At 70.7% G+C, this 22233-nt stretch carries 17 protein-coding genes; 13 read left to right on the top strand and 4 right to left on the bottom strand.

Going from position 1 to position 22233, the window contains the following annotated elements; all coding sequences use genetic code 11:
• The first annotated feature begins 156 nt into the window (after positions 1-156).
• The 5 genes from LBW94_RS29910 to rraA all read left to right on the top strand — a co-directional run bounded on the left by LBW94_RS29910 (position 157) and on the right by rraA (position 3542).
• Complete coding sequence (locus LBW94_RS29910; protein ID WP_225058040.1) at positions 157-705, top strand: hypothetical protein; 549 nt, start codon at positions 157-159, stop codon at positions 703-705.
• Positions 706-767: 62 nt separating this feature from the next.
• On the top strand, positions 768-1433 hold the full coding sequence (locus LBW94_RS29905; protein ID WP_225058039.1) for a YcnI family protein: 666 nt from the start codon (positions 768-770) through the stop codon (positions 1431-1433).
• The gene (locus LBW94_RS29900; RefSeq protein ID WP_225058038.1) at positions 1430-1984 is read left to right on the top strand and encodes a copper resistance CopC family protein; all 555 of its coding nucleotides are present in this window, start codon (positions 1430-1432) and stop codon (positions 1982-1984) included. The genes LBW94_RS29905 and LBW94_RS29900 overlap by 4 nt, the downstream gene beginning before the upstream one ends.
• On the top strand, positions 1984-2928 hold the full coding sequence (locus tag LBW94_RS29895; protein WP_225058037.1) for a copper resistance D family protein: 945 nt from the start codon (positions 1984-1986) through the stop codon (positions 2926-2928). Before LBW94_RS29900 ends, LBW94_RS29895 begins: the two co-directional genes overlap by 1 nt.
• Positions 2929-3056: 128 nt before the next feature.
• A complete protein-coding gene (gene rraA / locus LBW94_RS29890; protein ID WP_225058036.1) occupies positions 3057-3542 on the top strand; it encodes a ribonuclease E activity regulator RraA in 486 nt (161 codons plus the stop codon).
• A 14-nt stretch (positions 3543-3556) separates the two neighbouring features.
• Here the strand turns inward: rraA and LBW94_RS29885 are convergent, their stop codons facing one another.
• Positions 3557-3781, bottom strand: coding sequence for an RNA-binding S4 domain-containing protein (locus tag LBW94_RS29885; protein WP_225058035.1), 225 nt, complete (start codon positions 3779-3781; stop codon positions 3557-3559).
• A gap of 148 nt (positions 3782-3929) precedes the next feature.
• On the opposite strand from LBW94_RS29885, the gene lysX reads away from it, so the two are divergent.
• The 4 genes from lysX (at position 3930) to LBW94_RS29865 (ending at position 8977) form a co-directional block, all read left to right on the top strand.
• Positions 3930-7331 (top strand): bifunctional lysylphosphatidylglycerol synthetase/lysine--tRNA ligase LysX, encoded by a 3402-nt coding sequence (gene lysX, locus LBW94_RS29880; RefSeq protein ID WP_416276973.1) that lies wholly within the window; start codon positions 3930-3932, stop codon positions 7329-7331.
• Between the two features lie 51 nt (positions 7332-7382).
• Positions 7383-8006 (top strand): histidine phosphatase family protein, encoded by a 624-nt coding sequence (locus tag LBW94_RS29875; RefSeq protein ID WP_225058034.1) that lies wholly within the window; start codon positions 7383-7385, stop codon positions 8004-8006.
• A gap of 115 nt (positions 8007-8121) precedes the next feature.
• Positions 8122-8406 (top strand): hypothetical protein, encoded by a 285-nt coding sequence (locus LBW94_RS29870; protein ID WP_225058033.1) that lies wholly within the window; start codon positions 8122-8124, stop codon positions 8404-8406.
• A gap of 289 nt (positions 8407-8695) precedes the next feature.
• Positions 8696-8977 (top strand): hypothetical protein, encoded by a 282-nt coding sequence (locus tag LBW94_RS29865; protein WP_225058032.1) that lies wholly within the window; start codon positions 8696-8698, stop codon positions 8975-8977.
• A gap of 104 nt (positions 8978-9081) precedes the next feature.
• On the opposite strand, the gene LBW94_RS29860 is transcribed toward LBW94_RS29865, so the two are convergent.
• From LBW94_RS29860 to gltB, 3 genes are all read right to left on the bottom strand, one after another.
• Positions 9082-10002: a cutinase family protein gene (locus LBW94_RS29860; protein ID WP_225058031.1), complete on the bottom strand. Its 921-nt coding sequence runs from the start codon at positions 10000-10002 to the stop codon at positions 9082-9084.
• A 297-nt stretch (positions 10003-10299) separates the two neighbouring features.
• Complete coding sequence (locus tag LBW94_RS29855; protein WP_225058030.1) at positions 10300-11769, bottom strand: glutamate synthase subunit beta; 1470 nt, start codon at positions 11767-11769, stop codon at positions 10300-10302.
• Entirely contained in the window at positions 11762-16423 is a 4662-nt protein-coding gene (gltB, locus tag LBW94_RS29850) for a glutamate synthase large subunit (RefSeq protein WP_225058029.1), read from the bottom strand. The genes LBW94_RS29855 and gltB overlap by 8 nt, the downstream gene beginning before the upstream one ends.
• Positions 16424-17317: 894 nt before the next feature.
• On the opposite strand from gltB, the gene LBW94_RS29845 reads away from it, so the two are divergent.
• The 4 genes from LBW94_RS29845 to LBW94_RS29830 all read left to right on the top strand — a co-directional run bounded on the left by LBW94_RS29845 (position 17318) and on the right by LBW94_RS29830 (position 22229).
• Positions 17318-19003, top strand: coding sequence for a DUF4407 domain-containing protein (locus tag LBW94_RS29845; RefSeq protein WP_225058028.1), 1686 nt, complete (start codon positions 17318-17320; stop codon positions 19001-19003).
• A gap of 143 nt (positions 19004-19146) precedes the next feature.
• Positions 19147-20055 carry a hypothetical protein gene (locus LBW94_RS29840; RefSeq protein ID WP_225058027.1) on the top strand — a complete coding sequence of 303 codons (909 nt, stop codon included), beginning with the start codon at positions 19147-19149 and terminating at the stop codon, positions 20053-20055.
• A complete protein-coding gene (locus LBW94_RS29835; RefSeq protein ID WP_225058026.1) occupies positions 20052-21086 on the top strand; it encodes a DUF4129 domain-containing protein in 1035 nt (344 codons plus the stop codon). The genes LBW94_RS29840 and LBW94_RS29835 overlap by 4 nt, the downstream gene beginning before the upstream one ends.
• A 114-nt stretch (positions 21087-21200) precedes the next feature.
• A complete protein-coding gene (locus tag LBW94_RS29830) occupies positions 21201-22229 on the top strand; it encodes an AAA family ATPase (RefSeq protein WP_225058025.1) in 1029 nt (342 codons plus the stop codon).
• Positions 22230-22233: the final 4 nt, after the last annotated feature.

The raw sequence follows: 22233 nt of genomic DNA, 5'->3' as shown, positions 1-22233 counted from the left end.
AATCGGCCGGGCAGGCCACGCGACACCGGGATTCCGGGCCGGACCACGACGACCGGTCGAGCACCGGAGCGACCGCGACGCCACGAATGGCGGCAAGCCCGCGATACCCGCGGCGACAGCGGTCGTCACCGGCCGGCCGCCGCCGGCGTCGCCGAAGTGCGCGGTACCGCGCTGGGTCTGCTGTCGGCCGCGCTGGCAGTCGCCGCACACGGCCTCGGCGGTGGGGGTTTCCCGGACTCCACCGCGCTGATGCTGTTGTTCTCGGTGGCCGTGGTCGCCGGGACACTGGCGGCCGCCCTGCCACCCCCGGGCCGGATCACCGGCCGCGCCGGACTGCTCGCGGCTTTGGCCGGCGGCCAATGGATGGGCCATGAGGTGCTGACCGGGCTGATCGGTCATCAGCACGCGATGATCCACGCGGCGACCAGCCGGGTGACCGCCGCCGGATCGCCGTTCCCGCTCCCGATGTCCGGGCACGCGATGCTGATCGTCCACGCCGTCGCGGTGCCGCTGTGCGCGTTGCTGCTGGTCGCGGCGGAACGGCTGTATGCCGTTGTCAGCCGGGCGATCCGGGCCGTGACCGAGCGGCCCCGCCCGATCTTCCGGGTCGCCGGACCGGCCCGCCGACCCGGTGACCACCTCGAACTTCCCCGCTTTCTCCACCTGGGCGCGATCGCTGCGCGCGCCCCGCCGGTGCCGGCCTGATCCGCCGTCACCCGGGATCTCGCCCCGAGATCCCGTACCTCACACGAGAAAGCAGCATCCCCATGTCTGTTGCGTTGTCGCGCGCCCTGCTCGCCACCGGCGCCGCCGCCGGTCTGACCCTGCTGGCCGCCGGGACCGCCGCCGCCCATGTCACCGTCGATGCCCCGGGCGCGTCCCAGGGCGGCTACGGCTACCTCACCTTCCGGGTGCCGACCGAATCGGAGACCGCGTCCACCACCAAACTGTCGGTGCAGCTGCCGGCGGTGTCCTCGGCGCTCACCGAGCCGCTGGCCGGGTGGACCACGAAGATCGACAAGAACGACAAGAACCAGGTCACCGCCGTCACCTGGACCGCCGACCCGGGCAACCCGGGCGTCGGGCCGGGCCACTTCCAGCGCTTCGTACTCTCCGTCGGCCCGCTGCCGAAGCAAGCGTCGGTCAGTTTCCCGGCCGCCCAGACCTACAGCGACGGCAAGGTCGTCAACTGGAACGAGCCGATGAGCGCCGACGGCAAGGAGCCGGAGAATCCGGCGCCCATGCTGGCCCTGGCACCGAGCAAGGGCGGGGACGGTGACGACGACCACATGAGCGCCGCACCGGCGACCGCCGATCACGACGGCAACGGCTCCGACGACACCGCGCGCTGGCTGGGCGGCATCGGCTTGGTGCTGGGCGCGCTCGGCGCCGCGCTCGGGCTGGGCAGCGTGCTGCGCGGCCGCCGGTCATGATCCGGCGCCTGCTCGCCGGTCTGGTGGCGGGGCTGCTGCTGGGCGGGCTCGCGGTCACGGCCGCGGGCCCGGCGGCCGCGCACTCGATCGTGGTGTCCACCGATCCGGTCGACGGCGCTCAGCTGGACACCGGCCCGGCCCAGGTCAGCCTCACGTTCAACGAGAACCTGCAGACCAGCTTCCCGGCGCTGACCGTGGTCGGCCCGGACGGCAACCTGTGGTCGAAGGGGCAGCCGACCATCACCGGGCCGGTGATCAGCGTGCCGGTCGGCGCGCTGGGCCCGGCGGGCAGGTACACGATCGCCTACCGGGTCACCTCCGCCGACGGTCACCCGGTCAGCGGCACCCGCAGCTTCACGCTGACCCGGGCCGGCACCGGCACCCCGGGACCGAAGGCCGCCGACACCGGGGGCGTCGCCGCCGCCGGTTCCGGCGGCGGCTTCCCGTGGCTGTGGGTGTTCATCGTGGCGGCGGTCGTGCTGTTCGCCGGCGGGCTGGCGTTCGCGCTGTTCGGCGGACCACGGCAGCGTGGAAAGGGTTCGGCGGGCTAGTGGCGGGACAGGCGACCGGCGGCGGTTTCGGCAGACGGCGTTCGGCGCTGCTGCTGGTCGTCCCCGCCGCACTGCTGGGTGCGGGCTGGGCCTGGGCGCTGGCCGCCCCGGATCCGGTGCAGTTCGAGGCGCCGGTGCGGGGGCTGGCCGACTGCGCCGGGGCCGCCGTGCTCGGCCTGGCCCTGCTGCCGCGGTTGCAGGGCCCCGGCAGCGTTCCGGCCTGGCGGCCGCTGGCCGTCCTGGCCGGGCTGTGGGCGGTGCTGGAGTTGGTCCTGCTCGGCTGCCAGGCGGCCGAGGTGGCCGGGGTGCCGGTGGCCCGAGTGGGCGCCGGGCAGTTCGGCGTCTATCTCACCCGGGTCAGCACCGGTCAGGTCGGGATCGCGATCCTGATCGGCACGGCGCTGATCGCCGGGTACGGCGCGGTCGCCCACCGGCGGCCCGAACGCGCGGCGGCCGATCCGGTGCTGGTATTCGCGGCGGTGACGCTGACGCTGCGGCCGATCACCGGGCACATGTCGCAGCAGCCGTTCGGTTCGCTGCTGGCGGCCGTGCACGCGCTGGCCGCGGCGGCCTGGTTCGGGCTGTTGCTGGCGCTGGCGGTGGTGGCGCGCGGCCGCGGTGACTGGGCGACGCTGCTGCCGCGGTATTCGCGCTGGGCCTTACCGGCGGCGGTCGCGGTGACCGGCACCGGCGTCTGCAACGCGCTGGTCCGGCTCGGCGGTTTCACCCCGCTGCTCACCACCGGATACGGCCACATCCTGCTGGCCAAGACGGCGTTGCTGGTGGAGTTGCTGGCGTTGGGCTGGTGGTGGCGGCGCACCTGGGTGCCGCGGGCCGGCGCGCACCGGATCGGCGCGGAGAATTCGCTGCGCCGGGCGGTGACCGAGGTGCTCGCGATGGCGGTCGTGTACGGACTGGCGGCGACCCTGTCGGTCACCGCGTGAGGTCCGTTCGCGTGCCGTTCGGCGATACCACCTCCGACGGCGGAATCGATACCGTCTCGAGTCATCTCGAGAAATCCGGCAGAAAGGTCTCAGGGAGCTCGCGGGCGGAGCGTGGCAAGCTTGCTCCCGTGACCGAAACAGCCAAGACAGTCGCCACCGCCGATCTCGCGGACGAGATCGGTCCCGGCATCCGCAGCTGCGACACGCAGTTCACGCAGTTCGGTGGCCGCGAGCAGTTCGCGGGCCGCATCGTCACCATTCGCTGTTTCCAGGACAACCTGCTGGTCAAGCAGACACTGGGCGAACCCGGCGCGGGCCGGGTGCTGGTCGTCGACGGCGGCGCCAGCGTGCACACCGCGCTGGTCGGCGATCTCATCGCCGGGCGCGGGGTCGCCAACGGCTGGTCGGGTGTCGTGGTCAACGGCGCCGTCCGCGATTCGGCCGTGCTGCGCACCCTCGACATCGGTCTGAAGGCGCTGGGCACCAACCCGCGCAAGAGCACCCAGACCGGTTCCGGCGAACGGGATGTCGCGGTGGAGTTCGGCGGGGTCACCTTCACCCCGGGCGACATGCTCTACAGCGATCACGACGGGATCGTCGTCCGCGCCGAATGAATCGAGCCCGCCGGCTAACCGACGGTGACGACCCGGACCTGGTGCCCGGCCAGCGCGACCACGTCACCGGATTGCAGTTGCCGGCCGCGGCGTACTTCGACCTCGTCGTTCACCCGGACCAGCCCGGCGGCTATCACCGTCTTGGCCTCGGCGCCCGATTCGATGAGGTTGGCCAGCTTCAAGAATTGCCCGAGGCGTATGACGTCGTCATCGATCGGCACATCGACTGGATCCGACATGGGTACATCTTTACCTTCCCGTACGGGAGGAACCGAATCCGACCCCCGCGACCGGGGAGTTGCCGAGCCGTACGGTGGGGCGAGCGGCGGCGCGGACATACCCGCCGACCTTCTGCGATCGAGTGAGGCCAACATTCACACTGATGCGGTGACGTCGACGCAGGACCGGCAGTACGGCACTGCCACACCCCCGCCCATCGGGCCGCCGGCACCCGATCCGCGGCGGGGCCCGAGTTCCTCGGAGGTGCCGCACCGCGGCCACGGCCGGCTCAGCGGGGTCCCCCACCTCGCCGGGCTGGTGCTGGGGATCTTCGCGGTCCTGTGCACGTTGTGGAGCATCTCCCCCGGCCTGCGCTACATCATCGCGGTGCCGCGGCGCTACATCGACGCCTACTACTTCGACGCCCCGGAGACCAGCCTGGTCTGGGCGCTGGTCATCGGGCTACTGGCGGGCGCGACGGCCGGGCGCAAACGCATCGCCTGGTGGCTGGTCGTCGGCTACATGGCGTTGTTCGCGGTCGCCAACACGCTCGACTTCGCCGACGAACAGGACTGGAATGCGCTGGCCGCGCTGGTCGTGCACGCGGTCGTGGTGGTGCTGCTGGTCGCCGCCTGGCCGGAGTTCTACACCCAGGTGCGCCGCGGCGCGGTGTGGAAGGCGCTCGGCGCGCTGGCCGGCGGGCTGGTGGTCGGCTGGCTGCTGGGCTGGGGTCTGGTGGAGCTGTTTCCCGGCTCGCTGCCGCGCGGGCCGGAACGGCCACTGTGGGCGCTCGCGAAGGTCACCGCGACGATCCTGGTGGACACCAACAACTTCGACGGCAGCCCCCGGCACTGGGTGAATCTGCTGCTCGGCCTGTTCGGCGCGATGGCGCTGCTGGCGGCCGCGACCGTGCTGTTCCGGTCGCAGCGCTCGTCCAACGCCATGACCGGGTTGGACGAGTCGGCGCTGCGCGGGCTGCTGGAACGGTCCGATGTCGAGGATTCGCTCGGCTACTTCGCCACCCGCCGCGACAAGGCGGTGGCGTTCGCGCCCAGCGGCAAGGCCGCCGTCACCTATCGCGTGGAACTGGGCGTCTGCCTGGCCTCCGGCGATCCGATCGGCATGCGTGAGGCGTGGCCGCAGGCGGTCGACGCCTGGCTGCGGGTCGCCGATCAATACGGCTGGGCCCCGGCGGTGATGGGCGCGAGCGAGGTGGGCGCCACCGCCTACCGCCGGGCCGGACTGTCGGCGCTGCGGCTCGGCGACGAGGCGATCCTGGACACCCGCACGTTCTCGCTGGCGGGCCCGGATATGAAGCAGGTCCGCCAAGCCGCCAACCGGCTGCTCAAACACGGCATCACGGTCCGGATCCGGCGGCACAGCGAGCTGTCCGAGGCGGAGTTGCAGCAGGTGATCGCCCGCGCCGACACCTGGCGCGACACCGAGACCGAACGCGGTTTCTCGATGGCGCTGGGCCGCCTCGGCGATCAGCTGGACGGCAACTGCCTGCTGGTGGAGGCGGTCGGCCCGGTCATGCCCGGCGACGATCCGGGGGTCGGCGCCGACGGCGAGGACCGGGTGTGGGGCATGCTGTCGCTGGTGCCCTGGGGCCGCACCGGTGTCTCGCTGGATCTGATGCGCCGGGATCCCCAGGGCCCCAACGGGATCATGGAGCTGATGATCTCCCAGCTGGCGCTCACCTCGGAGCAGTACGGCATCACCCGGGTGTCGCTGAACTTCGCGGTGTTCCGCTCGGTGTTCGAGGAGGGCGGCCGGATCGGCGCGGGCCCGGTGCTGCGGCTGTGGCGCGGGGTGCTGATGTTCTTCTCGCGCTGGTGGCAGCTGGAGGCGCTGTACCGCTCCAATGTGAAGTACCAGCCGTTGTGGGTGCCGCGCTTCCTGCTGTTCGAGGAGCGCCGCCAGCTGCTGCGGGTGGGCGTGGCCAGCGCGCTGGCCGAGGGCTTCCTGCCGCGGCTGGGCAAACAGCCGGACGCGATGGAACACACCGGCCTGCATCCGGCGGTCCCGGCGACGCTGACCGGGCTGCACGCCGACGGCAGTCCGCCGGATCCGCCGCCGACCGGGCCGGAACAGGCCGTCTTCCGGCGCCCGGAACAGGTCCGGGTCCGGATGGACAAGGTGAGCCGGCTGGACGAGGCCGGGGTGGACGCCTATCCCGTCGCCTATCCCCCCACCCATACGGTGGCGGCGGCCCGGCGCTCGCCGAAGGGCACCACTGTGCGGGTGTGCGGGCGGTTGCTGCGCATCCGCGACTACGGCGGCGTCATCTTCGCCCTGCTGCGGGACTGGTCCGGGGAGATCCAGCTGGTCATCGACCGCGGCCGGGTCGGCCCGGCCCGGCTGCACGAATTCGACGAATTCTTCGACCTGGGCGATCTGATCGAGGTCAGCGGCCAGCTCGGGCACAGTCGCAGCGGTGAGCTGTCGCTGCTGGCGGCGGACTGGCGGATGATCGGCAAATGCCTGCACCCGCTGCCCGACAAGTGGCGCGGCCTGGCCGATCCGGAGGCCCGGGTCCGGCAGCGCTACGTCGACATGGCGGTCAGCACCGACACCCGCGAGATCCTGGCGAAGCGCAGCGCGGTGATGAAGTCGCTGCGGGACACCCTGAACCTCTGGGGCTTCCTGGAGGTGGAGACGCCCGTGCTGCAACAGGTGCACGGCGGCGCCAACGCCACGCCGTTCGCCACCCACATCAACGCCTACGACCTGGACCTGTACCTGCGCATCGCGCCGGAGCTGTATCTCAAGCGGCTGTGCGTGGGCGGCGTGGAGAAGGTGTTCGAGCTGGGCCGGGTGTTCCGCAACGAGGGGGTGGACTTCAGCCACAACCCGGAATTCACCATCCTGGAGGCGTACGAGGCGCACAGCGACTACGAGCGCATGATGCACGCCTGCCGGCAGCTGATCCAGAACGCCGCCACGGCCGCCAACGGCATGTGCGTGGCGCTGCGGCCGCAACCGGACGGCAGCCTCACCGAGGTGGACATCTCCGGCGACTGGCCGGTCCGGACCGTGCACGGCGCGATCTCGGACGCGCTCGCCGAGACCATCACCCCGGACACCGATCTGGAACGACTGCGGGTGCTGTGCGACAAGTCCGGCGTGCCCTACCAGTACGGCTGGGACTGCGGTCAGGTGGTGCTGGAGATGTACGAGCATCTGGTCGAATCCCGCACCGAGATGCCGACCTTCTACATCGACTTCCCCACCTCGGTGTCCCCGCTGACCCGCGCCCATCGCAGCATCGCCGGCGTGGCCGAACGCTGGGATCTGGTGGCCTGGGGGGTGGAACTCGGCACCGCCTACAGCGAGCTGACCAACCCTCTGGAACAGCGTGACCGGCTCACCGAGCAGTCGCTGCTGGCCGCCGGCGGTGATCCGGAGGCGATGGAACTGGACGAGGACTTCCTGCAAGCGCTGGAATTCGCGATGCCGCCGACCGGCGGGCTGGGGGTGGGCGTGGACCGCGTGGTCATGCTGATCACCGGCCGCAGCATTCGCGAGACGCTGCCGTTCCCGCTGGTCAAACCGCGTACTTCGCAGTAGCGGACCGGGTCCGTGCCGGGCGGGCGGACCCGGTACGGCACAGTGAAGGTCATGCAACTCGTCTTGGTTCGCCACGCCCAGCCGCAACGGGCGGTCACGACCTCCGGGATCGCCGACCCGGAACTGACCGACACCGGCTGGGCCCAGGCCGCACGGGTCCCGGCGGCGCTGGCCCACCACCGGATCGCTCGCGTGGTGAGCAGCCCCCAGCGCCGGGCCCGCGAGACCGCGGCGCCGCTGGCCGAGAAGCTCGGCCTGGACGTCGACATCGTGGACGGGCTGGCGGAATACGATCTCGGCCTGCCGCTGTACCTGCCGATCGAACAGGCCCGCGACAGCGATCTGAACACCCAGGCGGCCTACGAGCGGATCAAGGCCGGACATCTGCCGGAGGGCATCGACGCCGCCGGCTTCGTGGCGCGGGTACTGGCCGCCGTCGACGCGGTGATCGCCGCGGCGGATCCGGCCGATACCGTGGTCGCCTTCGCGCACGGCGGCGTCGTCAATGTCACGCTGCAACATCTGCTGAAACTCGAACTGCCGCTGACCTTTCCGATCGACTACTGCTCGATCACGCGAATATTGCAGTCGCGCACCGGTCGTCGCTCGGTGGCTACCGTCAACGAGAACGGGCACGTCTGGGACCTGTTGCCGCGCAATATCTCCCAGCCCTGAGCAGCGGACTCATGTTCCCAGCGATCTGCCAGCGTCCTGCTACGGGAATCTGAGCCGGGCCCTGTTACATGGTGGATGAGCCGCCGGAGAGGCGGCTGGATCCCACAGAGAGGCCATGACCTTGCCTTCCATGATGAAGTCCCGCCGGATGGCGGCCCGTATCGCCATCGCCGGCGTCGTGATCGCCGCACCGCTCACCGCGCTGGCCGTGCCCGCGTTCGCCGCCACCACCGACGGGTCGCAGTCCGCGGTCGCGATCGACTGGAACGACAACGGCCCCGGCCCGAACGACCACCGGGACCACGACGGGCCGCGTGACGATCACCGGGACCACGGCCAGGACCAGCCGGCGCCGCCGGCCCCGCAGCCGCCGCTGCCGCCGACCGGTTCCTTCGGCTGATATCCGCGCATCCAAGCGCGCCGAATTCCTCGGCGCCACTACGAGGGCCACCTCCGTATCGATGTGGCCCTCCGCATTTCACGGGTATCGGCGCGAAACCCGCTGGCGCATTTAGGACATCGTGTCAAGATGTAGATTCCTGTTCCCAGCGGATTATAAGGTTTATCGCACCTGTCCTTCAGAAATTCGACCTTCCATGGAGAACCATGAGCTCCGCACAGGCGTGACTCATGTTTTTCTACAGAAAGGCATTCCTTTGCGCTCCACGAACACAACTCGCGGTCGGCGGGTGACGGCCCGCATCGCGGTCGCCGGCGCCCTGCTCGCCGCCCCGCTGGCCGCGGTTGCCGCGCCCGCACTGGCCGCCACCGACGACGCCACCCCGAGTGCCGTCGCGGTCGACTGGGACCACGATCACGACCACGGCCCCTGGGATCACGACCACGACCACGGCCCCTGGGACCATGACCACGACCACGGCCCGTGGGATCACGACCACGATCGTGGTCCGGGTCCGTGGTGGCCGGGTGGCCCGGGCTACCCGCCGCTGCCGCCCACCGGTTCGTTCTGACGAACGTCGCACGCGCCCGGTGATTCCGGGTAGCCGGCAACAGCGAAGGCCACTCCCCCTCCCGGGAGTGGCCTTCGTTGTTCTCCGATATTCGAGAAAGCGGATCAGGCCATGCCGGCGATCCAGTTGTGCATCCAGGAGATCGCGGTCTGACCACCACCGACCTGGTAGAAGCCGTACGAGGTGTGCGTGCCGGAGCCGTAGAAGTCCGACAGCTGTTCGACCCGTTGCTTGTTCGCGTCCTCGGTGAGCTGCGATTGCAGGGTGGCCACGCCGCCGTGCGCCATCAGATCACCGATGATCGACCCGGCCTCCATCTGGTACCGCCACATGTTCAGCGGATTGGGATCCGAGGTCTGGGCCAGGAATCCCGCGAGCCGGAACAGATAGTCCTGATCGTCGGTGGAGCAGTACAGATCCCCGTCGGCGCAGATGGTCCGCACCCGGTCGCTGAGGAATCCGAAACCACCCACCCGCGGGCCACCGGCGCCCGCGCCGCCCACCGGCGGACCGACCAGCGCATCGGTCGGCGACCGCCGCGGATCGGAGATCAGGCCCACACCGGCCACCCGGTCCGGCGGCACCACACCCAGTCCGGTGCCGATCTCGGCCGCGAGGTCACCCGCGGCATCGGCGCCCTGGCTGTAGCCGACGATCGCGAAACGCGTTGCGCCACAACGGCGAGCCATATCGCCGAGGAGACCGCGGGCGTTGTCGGTCGCCTGCTTCTTGGACGCGCCGTAGATATCGCCCTCCCAGGGGAAGGCGGTCGCCGCGTAGTCGACGTAGTCGACGTCCACCGAGCCCGGTAGCCCGCGCGTGACCCCGGACAGCATGCCCGGACCGGACATGTCCTCGGGACGGTCCTTGCCCGTCTCCCAGGTACCGGGAATCGCAACGACATACAGATCGGGACAACCCGGATCGGCTGCCGCGACACCATTTCCGAACGCGATCCCGGACATCGAACCCAGCGCTGTCGCCGCGGCCACAGCCGTGGCGGCGGCAATCCTCTTCAACCGCATACTGCTCCAGTTCAGCCAGCCCCGACCCGTGGGGCTTCCGACCATGTATCGGTGATCATCATGTCGTCGCGGAATTGCGGTGTGGTTAACGCCGTCGAAACTGGTTACCCTACCTACGCCCGGCCGTCGATCTCCGCGGAACAGCATAAACGTTCCGCCGCTTCCGCGCTCATCACCTCGGCGCGTTTCGGCGAAAGCCACGGACCGGTCGGGCGAACACTGTCGATCCACCGGCGATCGAAACGTCGACGCCCCCGCGGAAGTTTCCGCGGGGGCGTCGAATTCGTGCATCCGGAACTATCGCTGCGCCATGGTGGTCGGCGCGATCGGCGCGGGCAGCGCGCTGTCGCCCTCCAGGTAGCGATCCGCCGCGGCGGCCGCGGACCGGCCCTCCGCGATGGCCCACACGATCAGCGACTGACCACGGCCCATGTCGCCGGCCACGAACACACCGGGAACCGTTGTCTGCCAGTTCTTGTCGCGCATGACGTTACCGCGCTGGTCGTAGCCGACACCGAGATCCGAGAGCAGGCCCGGCTTCTGGGGTCCGACGAAGCCCATGGCCAGCAGCACCAGATCGGCCTCGAGGGTGAAATCGGTACCCTCGACCTTCTCGAAGCGGCCGTTGACATTCGTCACCTCGTGCGCCTGCAGGCCGGTGACCTTGCCGTCCTCGCCGACGAAACGTTCGGTGTTGACCGAGTAGACCCGCTCGCCGCCCTCCTCATGCGCCGAGGACACCCGGTACATCAGCGGATAGGTCGGCCACGGGGTCGAATCGGCGCGCGCGGCCGGCGGCCGCGGCATGATCTCGAACTGGTGCACGCTCGCCGCGCCCTGCCGGTGCGAGGTGCCCAGGCAGTCGGCGCCGGTGTCGCCACCGCCGATGATCACGACCTTCTTGCCCTTGGCATTGATGGGCGGAAGACCATCGGCATCGGCGATGTCGTCGCCGAGCTGCACCCGGTTGGCCTGCGGCAGGAATTCCATCGCCTGGTGCACACCGTCCAGATCCCGGCCCGGGACCGGCAGATCGCGGGCGATGGTCGAGCCACCGGCCAGCACCACCGCGTCGTACTTCTCCCGCAGCTGGGCCGCGGTGATGTCGACGCCGACGTTCACCCCGGTCTTGAAGATGGTGCCCTCGGCCTCCATCTGCGCGATCCGGCGGTCGATGAACCGCTTCTCCATCTTGAATTCCGGAATGCCGTAGCGCATCAGACCGCCGATGCGGTCGTCGCGCTCGAACACGGTGACCGTGTGGCCCGCCCGGGTCAGCTGCTGGGCGGCGGCCAGCCCGGCGGGGCCGGAACCCACGACGGCGATCCGCTTACCGGTCAACCGGGTCGGGTAGACCGGCTGCACCCAGCCCTCGTCGAAGGCATTCTCGACAAGTTCGACCTCGACCTGCTTGATGGTCACCGGATCCTGGTTGATGCCGAGCACACACGACGCCTCGCACGGCGCCGGGCACAGCCGCCCGGTGAACTCCGGGAAGTTGTTGGTGGCGTGCAGGCGATCGATACCGTCGCGCCACCGGCCCTTGTACACCAGGTCGTTCCACTCGGGAATCAGGTTGCCCAGCGGACAACCGTTGTGGCAGAACGGGATACCGCAATCCATGCAGCGGCTGGCCTGGGTCTGGAGGGTGTCGTGCGAGAACTTCTCCTCGTAGACCTCTTTCCAGTCCAGCAGGCGCAGTGGCACCGGCCGGCGCTTCGGCAGTTCCCGGCTCGTGTGCTTCAGGAATCCCTGTGCGTCAGCCACGTGCAGCCTCCATGATCGCTTCCTCCACGTCCCGGCCGTTCTTCTCGGCCTCGGAGATGGCGAGCAGAACCTTCTTGTAATCGCGCGGCATGACCTTGACGAAGTGGTTCACCTGCTGAGACCAGTCGCCGAGGATGCGCTCGGCCACCACGGAACCGGTCTCGTCGCGGTGCCGGGTCACGATGTCGTGCAGCCAGGTGAAGTCGTCACCGGACAACGGCTCGATCGCCTCCGCCTGCTCCGTCGAGATGTTCGTGGCGAAGGCGCCGTCCGGGTTGTAGACGTACGCGACGCCGCCGGACATACCCGCGCCGAAGTTGCGGCCGGTGGCGCCGAGCACGACCACCCTGCCTCCGGTCATGTACTCGCAGGCGTGGTCGCCGACGCCCTCCACCACCGTGATGGCGCCCGAGTTGCGCACGGCGAACCGCTCGCCGACCACACCGCGGATGAACGCCTCGCCGCTGGTCGCGCCGAACAGGATCACGTTGCCCGCGATGATGTTGTCCTCGGCGACGAAATCCGCCGGGGCGTTGAGCGACGGGCGCACCACCAGGTGGCCGCCGGACAGGCCCTTGCCGACGTAGTCGTTGGCGTCACCGAGCACCCGCAGCGTGATACCCGCCGGGACGAACGCGCCGAAGCTGTTGCCCGCGGAGCCGGTGAAGGTGATGTCGATGGTGTTGTCGGGCAGGCCCGCGCCACCGTAGAGCTTGGTCACCTCGTGGCCGAGCATGGTGCCGACGGTCCGGTTCACGTTGGTGATCTTGGTGTCGAACTTCACCGGCTCGCCACGTTCCAGGGCGTCGGCGGCCTGGGCGATGAGCTGGTTGTCCAGCGCCTTGTCCAGCCCGTGGTCCTGGGACTTGGTGTTGCGGCGGTCCTGGTACATGAACGCCGTCTCGATGTTGTCGAGGATCGGCGACAGGTCCAGCTTGCTGGCCTTCCAGTGATCCTTGGCGCGGGTGGTGTCGAGCAGGTCGACCCGGCCGATCGCCTCGTCCAGCGTGCGCAGGCCCAGCGCGGCCAGGTGCTCGCGCACCTCCTCGGCGATGAACAGCATGAAGTTCTCGACGAACTCCGGCTTACCGGTGAACCGCTGCCGCAGCACCGGATTCTGCGTGGCCACGCCCACCGGGCAGGTGTCCAGGTGGCAGACCCGCATCATGATGCAGCCGGAGACCACCAGCGGCGCGGTGGCGAAGCCGTACTCCTCGGCGCCGAGCAGCGCGGCGATCAGTACGTCGCGGCCGGTCTTCATCTGGCCGTCGACCTGCACCACGATCCGATCGCGCAGGCCGTTGAGCAGCAGCGTCTGCTGGGTCTCGGCGAGGCCGAGCTCCCAGGGACCGCCCGCGTGCTTCAGCGAGGTGAGCGGCGAGGCGCCGGTGCCACCGTCGTGGCCGGAGATCAGCACCACGTCGGCGTGCGCCTTGGAGACACCCGCGGCGACGGTGCCGACGCCGGGCTCCGCGACCAGTTTCACGTGAATCCGCGCCTGCGGGTTCGCGTTCTTCAGGTCGTGGATCAGCTGGGCCAGATCCTCGATCGAGTAGATGTCGTGATGCGGCGGCGGCGAGATCAGGCCGACGCCCGGCGTCGAGTGCCGCACCTCGGCCACCCACGGGTAGACCTTGTGCGCCGGCAGCTGACCGCCCTCGCCGGGCTTGGCGCCCTGGGCCATCTTGATCTGGATGTCGGTGCAGTTGGTCAGGTAGTGCGCGGTCACGCCGAAGCGGCCGGAGGCCACCTGCTTGACCGCGCTGCGCCGCCAGTCGCCGTTCTCCTCGACCTCGAAGCGGGCCGGATGCTCGCCGCCCTCGCCGGAGTTGGAGCGGCCGCCGAGCCGGTTCATCGCGATCGCGAGGGTCTCGTGCGCCTCCGAGGAGATCGAGCCGTAGCTCATCGCGCCGGTGGAGAACCGCTTCACGATCTCGGTGGCGGGCTCGACCTCGTCGATCGAGATCGGCTTGCGCTCACCGGTCCGGAAGGCGAACAGGCCGCGCAGCGAGGCCAGTCGCTCGGACTGGTCGTCGACGAGCTTGGTGTACTCCTTGAAGATCCGGTACTGGCCGCTGCGGGTGGCGTGCTGCAGCTTGAACACCGTGTCCGGATTGAACAGGTGGTACTCGCCCTCGCGGCGCCACTGGTACTCGCCGCCGACCTCGAGCTCGCGGTGCGCGCGCTCGTTGTGGTTCTCCAGGTAGGCGATGGCGTGCCGGGCCGCCACGTCGGCGGCGATGTCGTCGAGCCCGATGCCGTCCAGCGGCGACTTCAGACCGGTGAAGTACTGGTCGACCAGCTCCTGCGAGAGGCCCACCACCTGGAACAGCTGGGCGCCGCGGTACGAGGCGATGGTGGAGATGCCCATCTTGGACATCACCTTCAGCACGCCCTTGCTTGCGGCCTTGATGTAGTTGCCGACCGCCTTGCGGTAGTCGGCCCCGATATCGGCCTGGCCGAGCGACAGCGCGCCGCGCTCCAGCATGTCCTCGAGCGACTCGAAGGCCATGTACGGATTCACCGCGGCCGCGCCGAAACCGTTCAGCAGGGCCATGTGGTGCACCTCGCGGGCGTCACCGGCCTCCACCACCAGACCCACCTGGGTCCGGGTGCGGGCACGCACCAGATGGTGGTGCACCGACGCGGTGAGCAGCAGCGACGGGATCGGCGCCAGCTTCTCGTTGGACTCCCGGTCGGACAGGATGATGATCCGCGCGCCGCCGTCGATGGCCGCCGACACCTGGGTGTTGACCGCCTCCAGCGCCTTGCGCAGGCCCTTGCCGCCCTTGCGCACCGGGTACAGGCCGTGCACGACCACCGAGCGCAGGTCCGGCCGGCTGCCGTCGTCGTTGATGTGGATCAGCTTCGACAGCTCGTCGTTGTCGAGGATCGGCTGGGTCGTGGTGATCTGCCGGCAGGATTCCGGACCCGGGTGCAGCAGGTCGGCCTCCGGGCCGATGGTGCCGCGCAGGCTGGTCACCACCTCTTCCCGGATCGCGTCCAGCGGCGGGTTGGTGACCTGGGCGAACAGCTGCGAGAAGTAGTCGAACAACAGTCGCGGCCGGGACGACAGCACCGCGATCGGGGTGTCGGTGCCCATCGAGCCGAGCGCCTCGCCACCGGTGGTGGCCATCGGGGAGATCAGCAGATTGAGATCCTCGGTGGTGTACCCGAAGATCTGCTGCCGGATCCGCACCCGGTCGTGCGGCATGTGCACGTGCGGGCGATCGGGCAGGTCGGCGAGCTTGATCACGCCGTCGTCCAGCCACTGCTGGTACGGCTCGGACGCGGCCAGTTCGGACTTGATCTCGTCGTCGCCGATGATGCGGCCCTGCGAGGTGTCGACCAGGAACATCCGGCCCGGCTGCAGGCGGGCCTTCTTGACCACCCGGGCCGGATCGATGTCGAGCACGCCGACCTCGGAGGCCATCACGACCAAGCCGTCGTCGGTGACCCAGATGCGGGACGGGCGCAGGCCGTTGCGGTCCAGCACCGCGCCGACGACCGTGCCGTCGGTGAACACCACCGAGGCCGGGCCGTCCCACGGCTCCATCAGCATCGAGTGGTAGCGGTAGAAGGCGCGGCGGGCCGGGTCCATCGACTCGTGCCGCTCCCACGCCTCGGGGATCATCATCAGCACCGCGTGGGGCAAGCTGCGGCCGCCGAGGTGCAGCAGTTCCAGCACCTCGTCGAAGCGGGCCGTATCGCTGGCTCCCTTGGTACAGACCGGGAAGATCTTCTCCAGCCGGTTGTTGCCGGACTGGTCGTAACCGAAGACGTCGGAGTTCAGCAGCGCCTCGCGGGCGCGCATCCAGTTCTCGTTGCCGGTGACGGTGTTGATCTCACCGTTGTGCGCCACCCGGCGGTACGGGTGCGCCAGCGGCCAGGACGGGAACGTGTTGGTGGAGAACCGGGAGTGCACCACGCCCAGCGCGGATTCGATGCGATCGTCCTGGAGGTCCAGGTAGAACGCGCGCAGCTGCGGGGTGGTGAACATGCCCTTGTAGACGAAGGTCTCGCCGGACAGGCTCGGGAAGTACACCGTCTCCTTGCCCACGGGGCCCTCACCGGCGCCGGAGCGGCCCAGTTCGTGCTCGATGCGCTTGCGCACGACGTAGGCCCGTCGCTCCAGGTCCATGCCGGAGAGCTGCTCGGCGCCCTCGGCCGGGGAGGCGATGAACAACTGGCGGAAGGTCGGCATGGCGTCGCGCGCCAGCGCGCCCAGCGACGACTCGTCGATGGGTACCTCGCGCCAGCCCAGGACGGCCAGGCCCTCTTCCTTGACGATCTTCTCCACGCCGTAGCAGGCGCGGGCGGCCTCGCGACGGGCCTGGGGCAGGAAGGCGATACCGGTGGCGTAGGAACCGACCGGCGGCAGCTCGAAATCGGCTCCCTTCTCGGCCAGGACGGCCCGGAAGAACTTGTCCGGGAGCTGGATCAGGATGCCGGCACCGTCGCCGGAGTTGGGCTCGGCGCCGGCGGCACCGCGATGCTCCAGGTTCAACAGCGCGGTGATCGCCTTGTCGACGATGTCGCGGCTGCGACGGCCGTGCATGTCGACGACGAACGCGACACCACAGGCGTCGTGCTCGTACGCCGGGTCGTAGAGACCGACGGGGCCAGGTGACCTATGGCCAGGAAGTTGCGTCATGCCCTCTGCCTTCAAAAAAATCAGGCCTTCGATGAATGCGGCCTTCGCCGAACGCCTCCGTCTAGACTGCATCCGGACGGACGTTTCTCCAGACCAGCGGCGCTGATGGTCTTCCCTGCAGTCAACTTTCCAGTTGTCCACCCGCTCCGGATGTCGTCGTCGGGTGCTCGGTGGTAGCGGGCTTCTCGAGTCGCCACTACAACCGCGCCGTTCCCTCCCGGTAGGGATAGCTGTATTCGTCGGCCTCGGCCGATCCGGGTGATGCAGTCGGACATTTAGTACCGACGTAAGAGCAAACGATAAGTCAGGACCGGGGCGCAACCAACTAAGGTTGCGCTAATTACCGCTTCTACCTGGGCTTCTTCATCGGTCCTCCACTACCTGCGCGTTCTCCAGTGTAAAGCAGGCAACGCGGATCGCCGCAGTCGGCTTCGCCACTGTGGCAGACGCGGTACCGCCGCGGTAGCCAGCCGTCCAGCATGCGCGCGACATGCCGTCCGACCTGCACCGCAACAGAATTCCCCGGGGTCGCCCCCGACAAACCACCGACCGGTACGGCTAACTTCCCGGACACCTGCCCGTGACATGACGGATACGCGGGCGACATGCTCCGCATACGTTACGACCGTACGGCATGATTCCGTACGGCCCTAGATTGGCAATCTCACAGCAAACTATAACCAGGTCGCTGCGGGCGTTACTGTGCGATCCATCACACCCCCGCCCACCGCACCCGGATCTTGTGACGATAACCACATCCGGGCCGCGACGCGCGGTACGGCCCGCGCGGGCCTGCCACCCTGAACCCATACCGTCGCCTGCCATACCGTCGCCGCCGACCGGCCGATACGGTGCCGGCGGCGGCCGAACCGGGACCGGAGAGGCTGTGAACTCATGACCACCGCACCCACCCGGCCCCGAGACGCTCCACCGGTCCGGCGCGCCCGGCTCGGTGGTGCTCCGCTCACCCGGCTCGGCAGTGCCCGGCTCGTCGGCGCCCCGCTGACCTGGCTCGGCGGCGGCGGTTCCGACCTCGACGACCCGCACGAACGGTCCGGCTACGCGCTGTCGGGCGCGCTCGTGATCGTGATCGCCGCCGCCGCGGGCACGGTCACCGGCCTCGCGGGCGCCGCGGCCGCATGGTCACCGGCCGCCGTGGCCGCCGCCGCAGCCGGTTCCGCCGTGGTGGTCGGCGGGGTGTCGCGGGCGCTGGCCACCGCCTCCTACTCCGCTCGCGCCGACGGCGCCCGCGGTGACCGCCTCGCCCGCATCGCGGTGGCCGTGCTGATCGGCCTGGTCGTGGCGGAGCTGGCGAGCACGGTACTGCTCGGCGCCGCCGTGGGTCGCAGGCTCGACGCGCAGGCCCGGCAGGCCGCCGACGGCACCACCGCGGTGGTCACCGCCCGCGCCGCCGCCGACGCCGCCCGCAGCGACCGGGCCGTGCTCGGCGCGACCCTGATCCAGGCCCGCGCCGACAGCGACCGGGCGCTGGTCGTCGCCCGCTGCGAATTCCATCCGACGCCGGAATGCCCGCAGACGATGATCACCGGCGTACCCGGCTACGGCCCGGAGGAACGCACCGCCGACTCCATGCTCGACGATGCCCGCGCCCGGCTGACCGCCGCCGAGGCCCGGATCCCGGTGCTCGACCAGCGGGTGGCCGCCGGCGACGCGGCCGTCGACCGGGCCCGCGCCACCGCCGTGGCCGGCGCCGGTCGCGGCCTGGGCGCCCGCTGGCTGGCGATGAACGGCGAGACCACCGCCCATCCGGGCGCGCTGCTGCTGCGGCTGGCGGCCGCCGCGGTGGCCGTGCTGGTGGCGCTGCTGCCCCTGCTGCTGCGCTGGTGGCGGGGCGAGACCTCGCTGGATCGGCGGCTCGCCGCGCGCACCGTCGTCGCGCGGGCCGAACAGGACGCGGCGACCGCGGTCACCGTCGCCCGGACCGAGGCCCGCGCCGACGCCGAACGATTGCGCGTCGAGCGGGAGACCGCCGTCGCCCGGCTGGCGGCGGAGGCCGATACGGCCATCGAGAGCGAACGACAGCGCCGCCGCGTCGTCGCGGCCATCGGCACGCTGGAGATCGGCGTCACCGAACCGTCGCGGCACGTGGTCGCCGCGCCGGCCGCCACCGCGCACCATCCGGACCCTCGCGCCGACCAGGAGCAGATCGTGACCCCACCGCACCGGCCCACCGCACCGACCGGCGACCTGGAACTGCCGCTGATCGGCGCGATCCCGTTCACCGGCGCGGCCGCGCGGCTGATCCGACCGCTGGTCCCGGCCTTCGTCACCGAGGCCGTCGACACGGCGCTGGGCACCGCGGCGGCTCCGCTGCGCACCGTCCGGCAGGTCTTCGAGGAGGCCGAGGAGATCACCTTCACGCTGCGGCGCACCCGCCGGGTGACGGTCGAGACGCAGGCGCCGGGTCCGATCGCCGAACATCCGATCGTGGATCTCAGCGATCCGGCCTATCTGCATCCGGCCGGATCACCGCGGTCCGATGCCGATCCGGAGCTCACCGACGCGACGTCCGCACCCGGTGAGCTGCGGCCCGGCGGAGCGCGCGGCCTGCCGCACTGATCCGCGGCACGCGCCGAAGTGATTCGCACAAGCAATGTTTCACGTTGAACAAGTCCAGCGCCGAACCCCGCCTGCCCGGCCGTGGCGCCGATCATCGTGTCGGAACGAGCCGGATGTCGGCCGGGACCGATAGACTCGGGCGCGTGTTTCCAGGCGAGGCCGCGGGGGCCGGTCCGTCGCCCGATCCGGCGAGCGGTGCCGTGCGGCCCGATCCGGCGGATGCCGGGCTCGACGCACCCGAATCGATTCCGGTGCGGCCGCTGGGTTTCCGGGAATTGCTGGACCTGCCGTTCGCGCTGATCCAACCGCAGATCGCGGCGCTGGCCGCCACGACGGGCCTCGTCCTCGCCGTCGCCGAGGGCATCGTGCTGGCGGTCACCGCGGCCGGATCGGCGGCCACCGGCGGCTCCGACGCCGGAACCGCCTGGTCGGCGATCCTCGCGACCGTAGTCTGCGGTGGTGCACTGCGATTCGTGGTGCGGGCGGTGACGGTGCCGATCGGGCTGGCCCGGGTGCGGCAGCGGCCGATCGGCATCCGGCCCGCGCTGGCACTGATCTCCGGGAGATTCGGCGCCCTGCTGAATCTGCAGGTCCGGTACACGGTGGTCGGCCTCGGCGTGCTCGCGCTGGGCACGCCACTGCTGATCACGCTGCCACCGGCGCTGGTGTGGCTGGGCTGGCTGCGGGCACGCCAATTCACCGCGGTACCGGTGCTTTTCGAGGAGGGTGGGCCGGCCGCGGTCGCCGTCCGGCGCGCCAAGACGCTGTCCGCCGGGGCACAGTGGCGGCTGGCCCGGCTGTCCTGGACGCTGCGGCTGGTGTCGCTGCTGCTGATGCCGCCGCTGATCGGGCTGATGTACTTCGTGTCGAGCATCTCCGGCACCCATCGCTGGCCGATCATCGCGCTCGCCGTCGCCACGGTGCTGATCCTGCTCGCCCTCGTCGAAATGGTGGAGTCGGCCGCCCGGGTGCTGGCCTACGTCGACCGGCGGTGCCGCCGCGAGGCCTGGGACGTCCGGTTGCCCGGAGCGGCCCTGGAGGGGGTGCGATGACCGATCCGGACCGGGTGCCACCGCCGGCCGGGCTGGGACCGGCGGGCGCCCATCGCGAGGCCGCCGCGGCGGCCGCCGCGCGGGACGATTTCGACACCGCCCTGCGCGAACGCTTCCGCGCGGTGCTGCGCGGACTGGAACAGGGTGGCGCCCTGCCGGTGCGGCGCTCGCGCACCGCGCGGGAGACCGCCACGGACGCCGCGCCGCTGATTGAATTGTCCGATGCCGCCGCCAGTTTCGACGAGGTCGTCTACGGCGGCCGCACCGCGACGGCCGACGAATACCGGCGGCTGACCGATTCCGACCGTTTCTCCCAGGCCCCGCCGCCGCCACCGGAGCCGGTGGAACTCGTCGCCGCCGACCGGAACCGTTCCCGCACACCGCGCACCCGCGGCCGGTTCACGCTGCCCGGCGACCGCCGCATCTGGCTCGCCGCGCTGGCCGCCGTCCTGCTCGCCCTGCTGGTCCTGCTGCTGATCCGGCTGGCCACGGCGCCGCACGCACCGCCGGCGCCGCAGCCGACCGTGCCGCACCCACCCCAGTCGCCGCCGTCCCCGCCCGATGTCGACTGGGGTTCGGGCGACGATTCGATCTTCTCCCGCTGGCCGCACTGGCTGGCCTACGGCGGGTTGCAGTGGTTGCTCTGCGCGGCCGTGGTGGTGTGGTGGCGGGCGCGCCGGCGCGGCGCGCTGGTCGGCGAGCCCCGCCCGGTGGAGGCCCCCGCCCACGAACTGCTGAGCGGCCATGCCGCGCTCTACCGTCGCGCCCGCGACCACGCGCACGTCGCGGCGATCCTGCGGGCGGCGACCCTGCGCCGCATCCGGCCCGCCCTCGACCTCGCCGCCGGCGCCCCGCCCGACCGGGTGGTGGCGGCGATCGCACATCGCACCGGGATGCCGCCGGATCACCTCGGCGCCACCTTGTTCGGTCCGGTGCCCGATACCGGCACCCTGACGGCGGTCGCCGGGCAATTGCTCCGGATCGAGACGGAACTGGATCGAAACCGGGACCATGGGATGCGACCGGTATGACGACGAACCCCACGGCATATCCGGTCATCCGGCATGCCGGACCACACCGACAGGCGCGACCGGGCCGGATCGACCGGCGCCGGTACGACGGCCGCCGCAGCTGAAAAGGCAGAGATGACCGAGCTGACCGATACGACATCCACCGACGCGACGACGCGGCTGACCGCGACCGGGCCGGACGCCGCCCCGACCGCCGACGAGGCGCGACAGGCGCTCGGCGCGCTGCGCGCGGAGATCGGCAAGGCGGTGGTCGGCAACGATCCGGCCGTGCTGTTCCTGGTGCTCGCCCTGCTGTGCCGCGGCCACGTGCTGCTGGAAGGCGTACCCGGGGTGGCGAAGACGCTGCTGGTCCGCGCGCTGGCGGCGGCCCTGGACCTGGAGCACGCCCGGGTGCAGTTCACCCCCGACCTGATGCCCGGCGACGTCACCGGATCGCAGATCTACGATCCGCGATCGGCCCAGTTCACCTTCCGCCGCGGCCCGGTGTTCACCAATCTGCTGCTCGCCGACGAGATCAACCGCACCCCGCCGAAAACCCAATCGGCCCTGCTGGAGTCGATGGAGGAGCGGCAGGTGTCCGTCGACGGGCAGCCGCAGCCGCTGCCCGACCCGTTCGTCGTGGTCGCGACCCAGAACCCGATCGAGCAGGAGGGCACCTATCCGCTGCCCGAGGCGCAGCTCGACCGGTTCCTCTTCAAGGTCGACGTCAGCCTGCCCGATCGCGACGCGGAATTCCACGTGCTCCGGCGGCACGCCACCGGCTTCGACCCGCGCGACCTGGCCGCGGCCGGATTGCGCCCGGTGGCCGGGCCCGCCCATCTCGCGGCGGCCCGCACGGCGATCGGCACGGTCACCGTCGGCGCCGAGGTGCTCGCCTACATCGTCGACCTGTGCCGCGCCACCCGCACCGCACCGGCGGTGCAGCACGGTGCCTCCACCCGCGGCGCGACCGCGGTGCTGGCCGCCGCCCGCGCCTACGCCTGGCTCACCGGCCGCGGCTTCGTCACCCCCGACGACGTGAAGGCGGTCGCGACGACCGTGCTCCGGCATCGACTGCAACTGCGGCCGGAGGCGCAGCTGGACGGGGTGACCGCCGAGAGCGTGCTGACCGCGCTGCTGCTGTCGGTCCCGGTCCCGGTGTAGCCCG

The sequence above is a fragment of the Nocardia sp. alder85J genome (assembly GCF_020176955.2).
Classification (GTDB): Bacteria; Actinomycetota; Actinomycetes; order Mycobacteriales; family Mycobacteriaceae; genus Nocardia.
Note: the sequence above shows the minus strand (reverse complement) of the source record. Positions and strands in the feature narration are given on the sequence as shown.

Bases quoted from the DNA above. Each gene is read 5' to 3' on its own strand.
- LBW94_RS29860 (WP_225058031.1), bottom strand. From the start codon at position 10,002: ATGCGGTTGAAGAGGATTGCCGCCGCCACGGCTGTGGCCGCGGCGACA.
- LBW94_RS29875 (WP_225058034.1), top strand. From the start codon at position 7,383: ATGCAACTCGTCTTGGTTCGCCACGCCCAGCCGCAACGGGCGGTCACG.
- LBW94_RS29905 (WP_225058039.1), top strand. From the start codon at position 768: ATGTCTGTTGCGTTGTCGCGCGCCCTGCTCGCCACCGGCGCCGCCGCC.
- gltB (WP_225058029.1), bottom strand. From the start codon at position 16,423: ATGACGCAACTTCCTGGCCATAGGTCACCTGGCCCCGTCGGTCTCTAC.
- LBW94_RS29835 (WP_225058026.1), top strand. From the start codon at position 20,052: ATGACCGATCCGGACCGGGTGCCACCGCCGGCCGGGCTGGGACCGGCG.
- LBW94_RS29885 (WP_225058035.1), bottom strand. From the start codon at position 3,781: ATGTCGGATCCAGTCGATGTGCCGATCGATGACGACGTCATACGCCTC.
- LBW94_RS29845 (WP_225058028.1), top strand. From the start codon at position 17,318: ATGACCACCGCACCCACCCGGCCCCGAGACGCTCCACCGGTCCGGCGC.
- LBW94_RS29900 (WP_225058038.1), top strand. From the start codon at position 1,430: ATGATCCGGCGCCTGCTCGCCGGTCTGGTGGCGGGGCTGCTGCTGGGC.
- LBW94_RS29870 (WP_225058033.1), top strand. From the start codon at position 8,122: ATGACCTTGCCTTCCATGATGAAGTCCCGCCGGATGGCGGCCCGTATC.
- LBW94_RS29830 (WP_225058025.1), top strand. From the start codon at position 21,201: ATGACCGAGCTGACCGATACGACATCCACCGACGCGACGACGCGGCTG.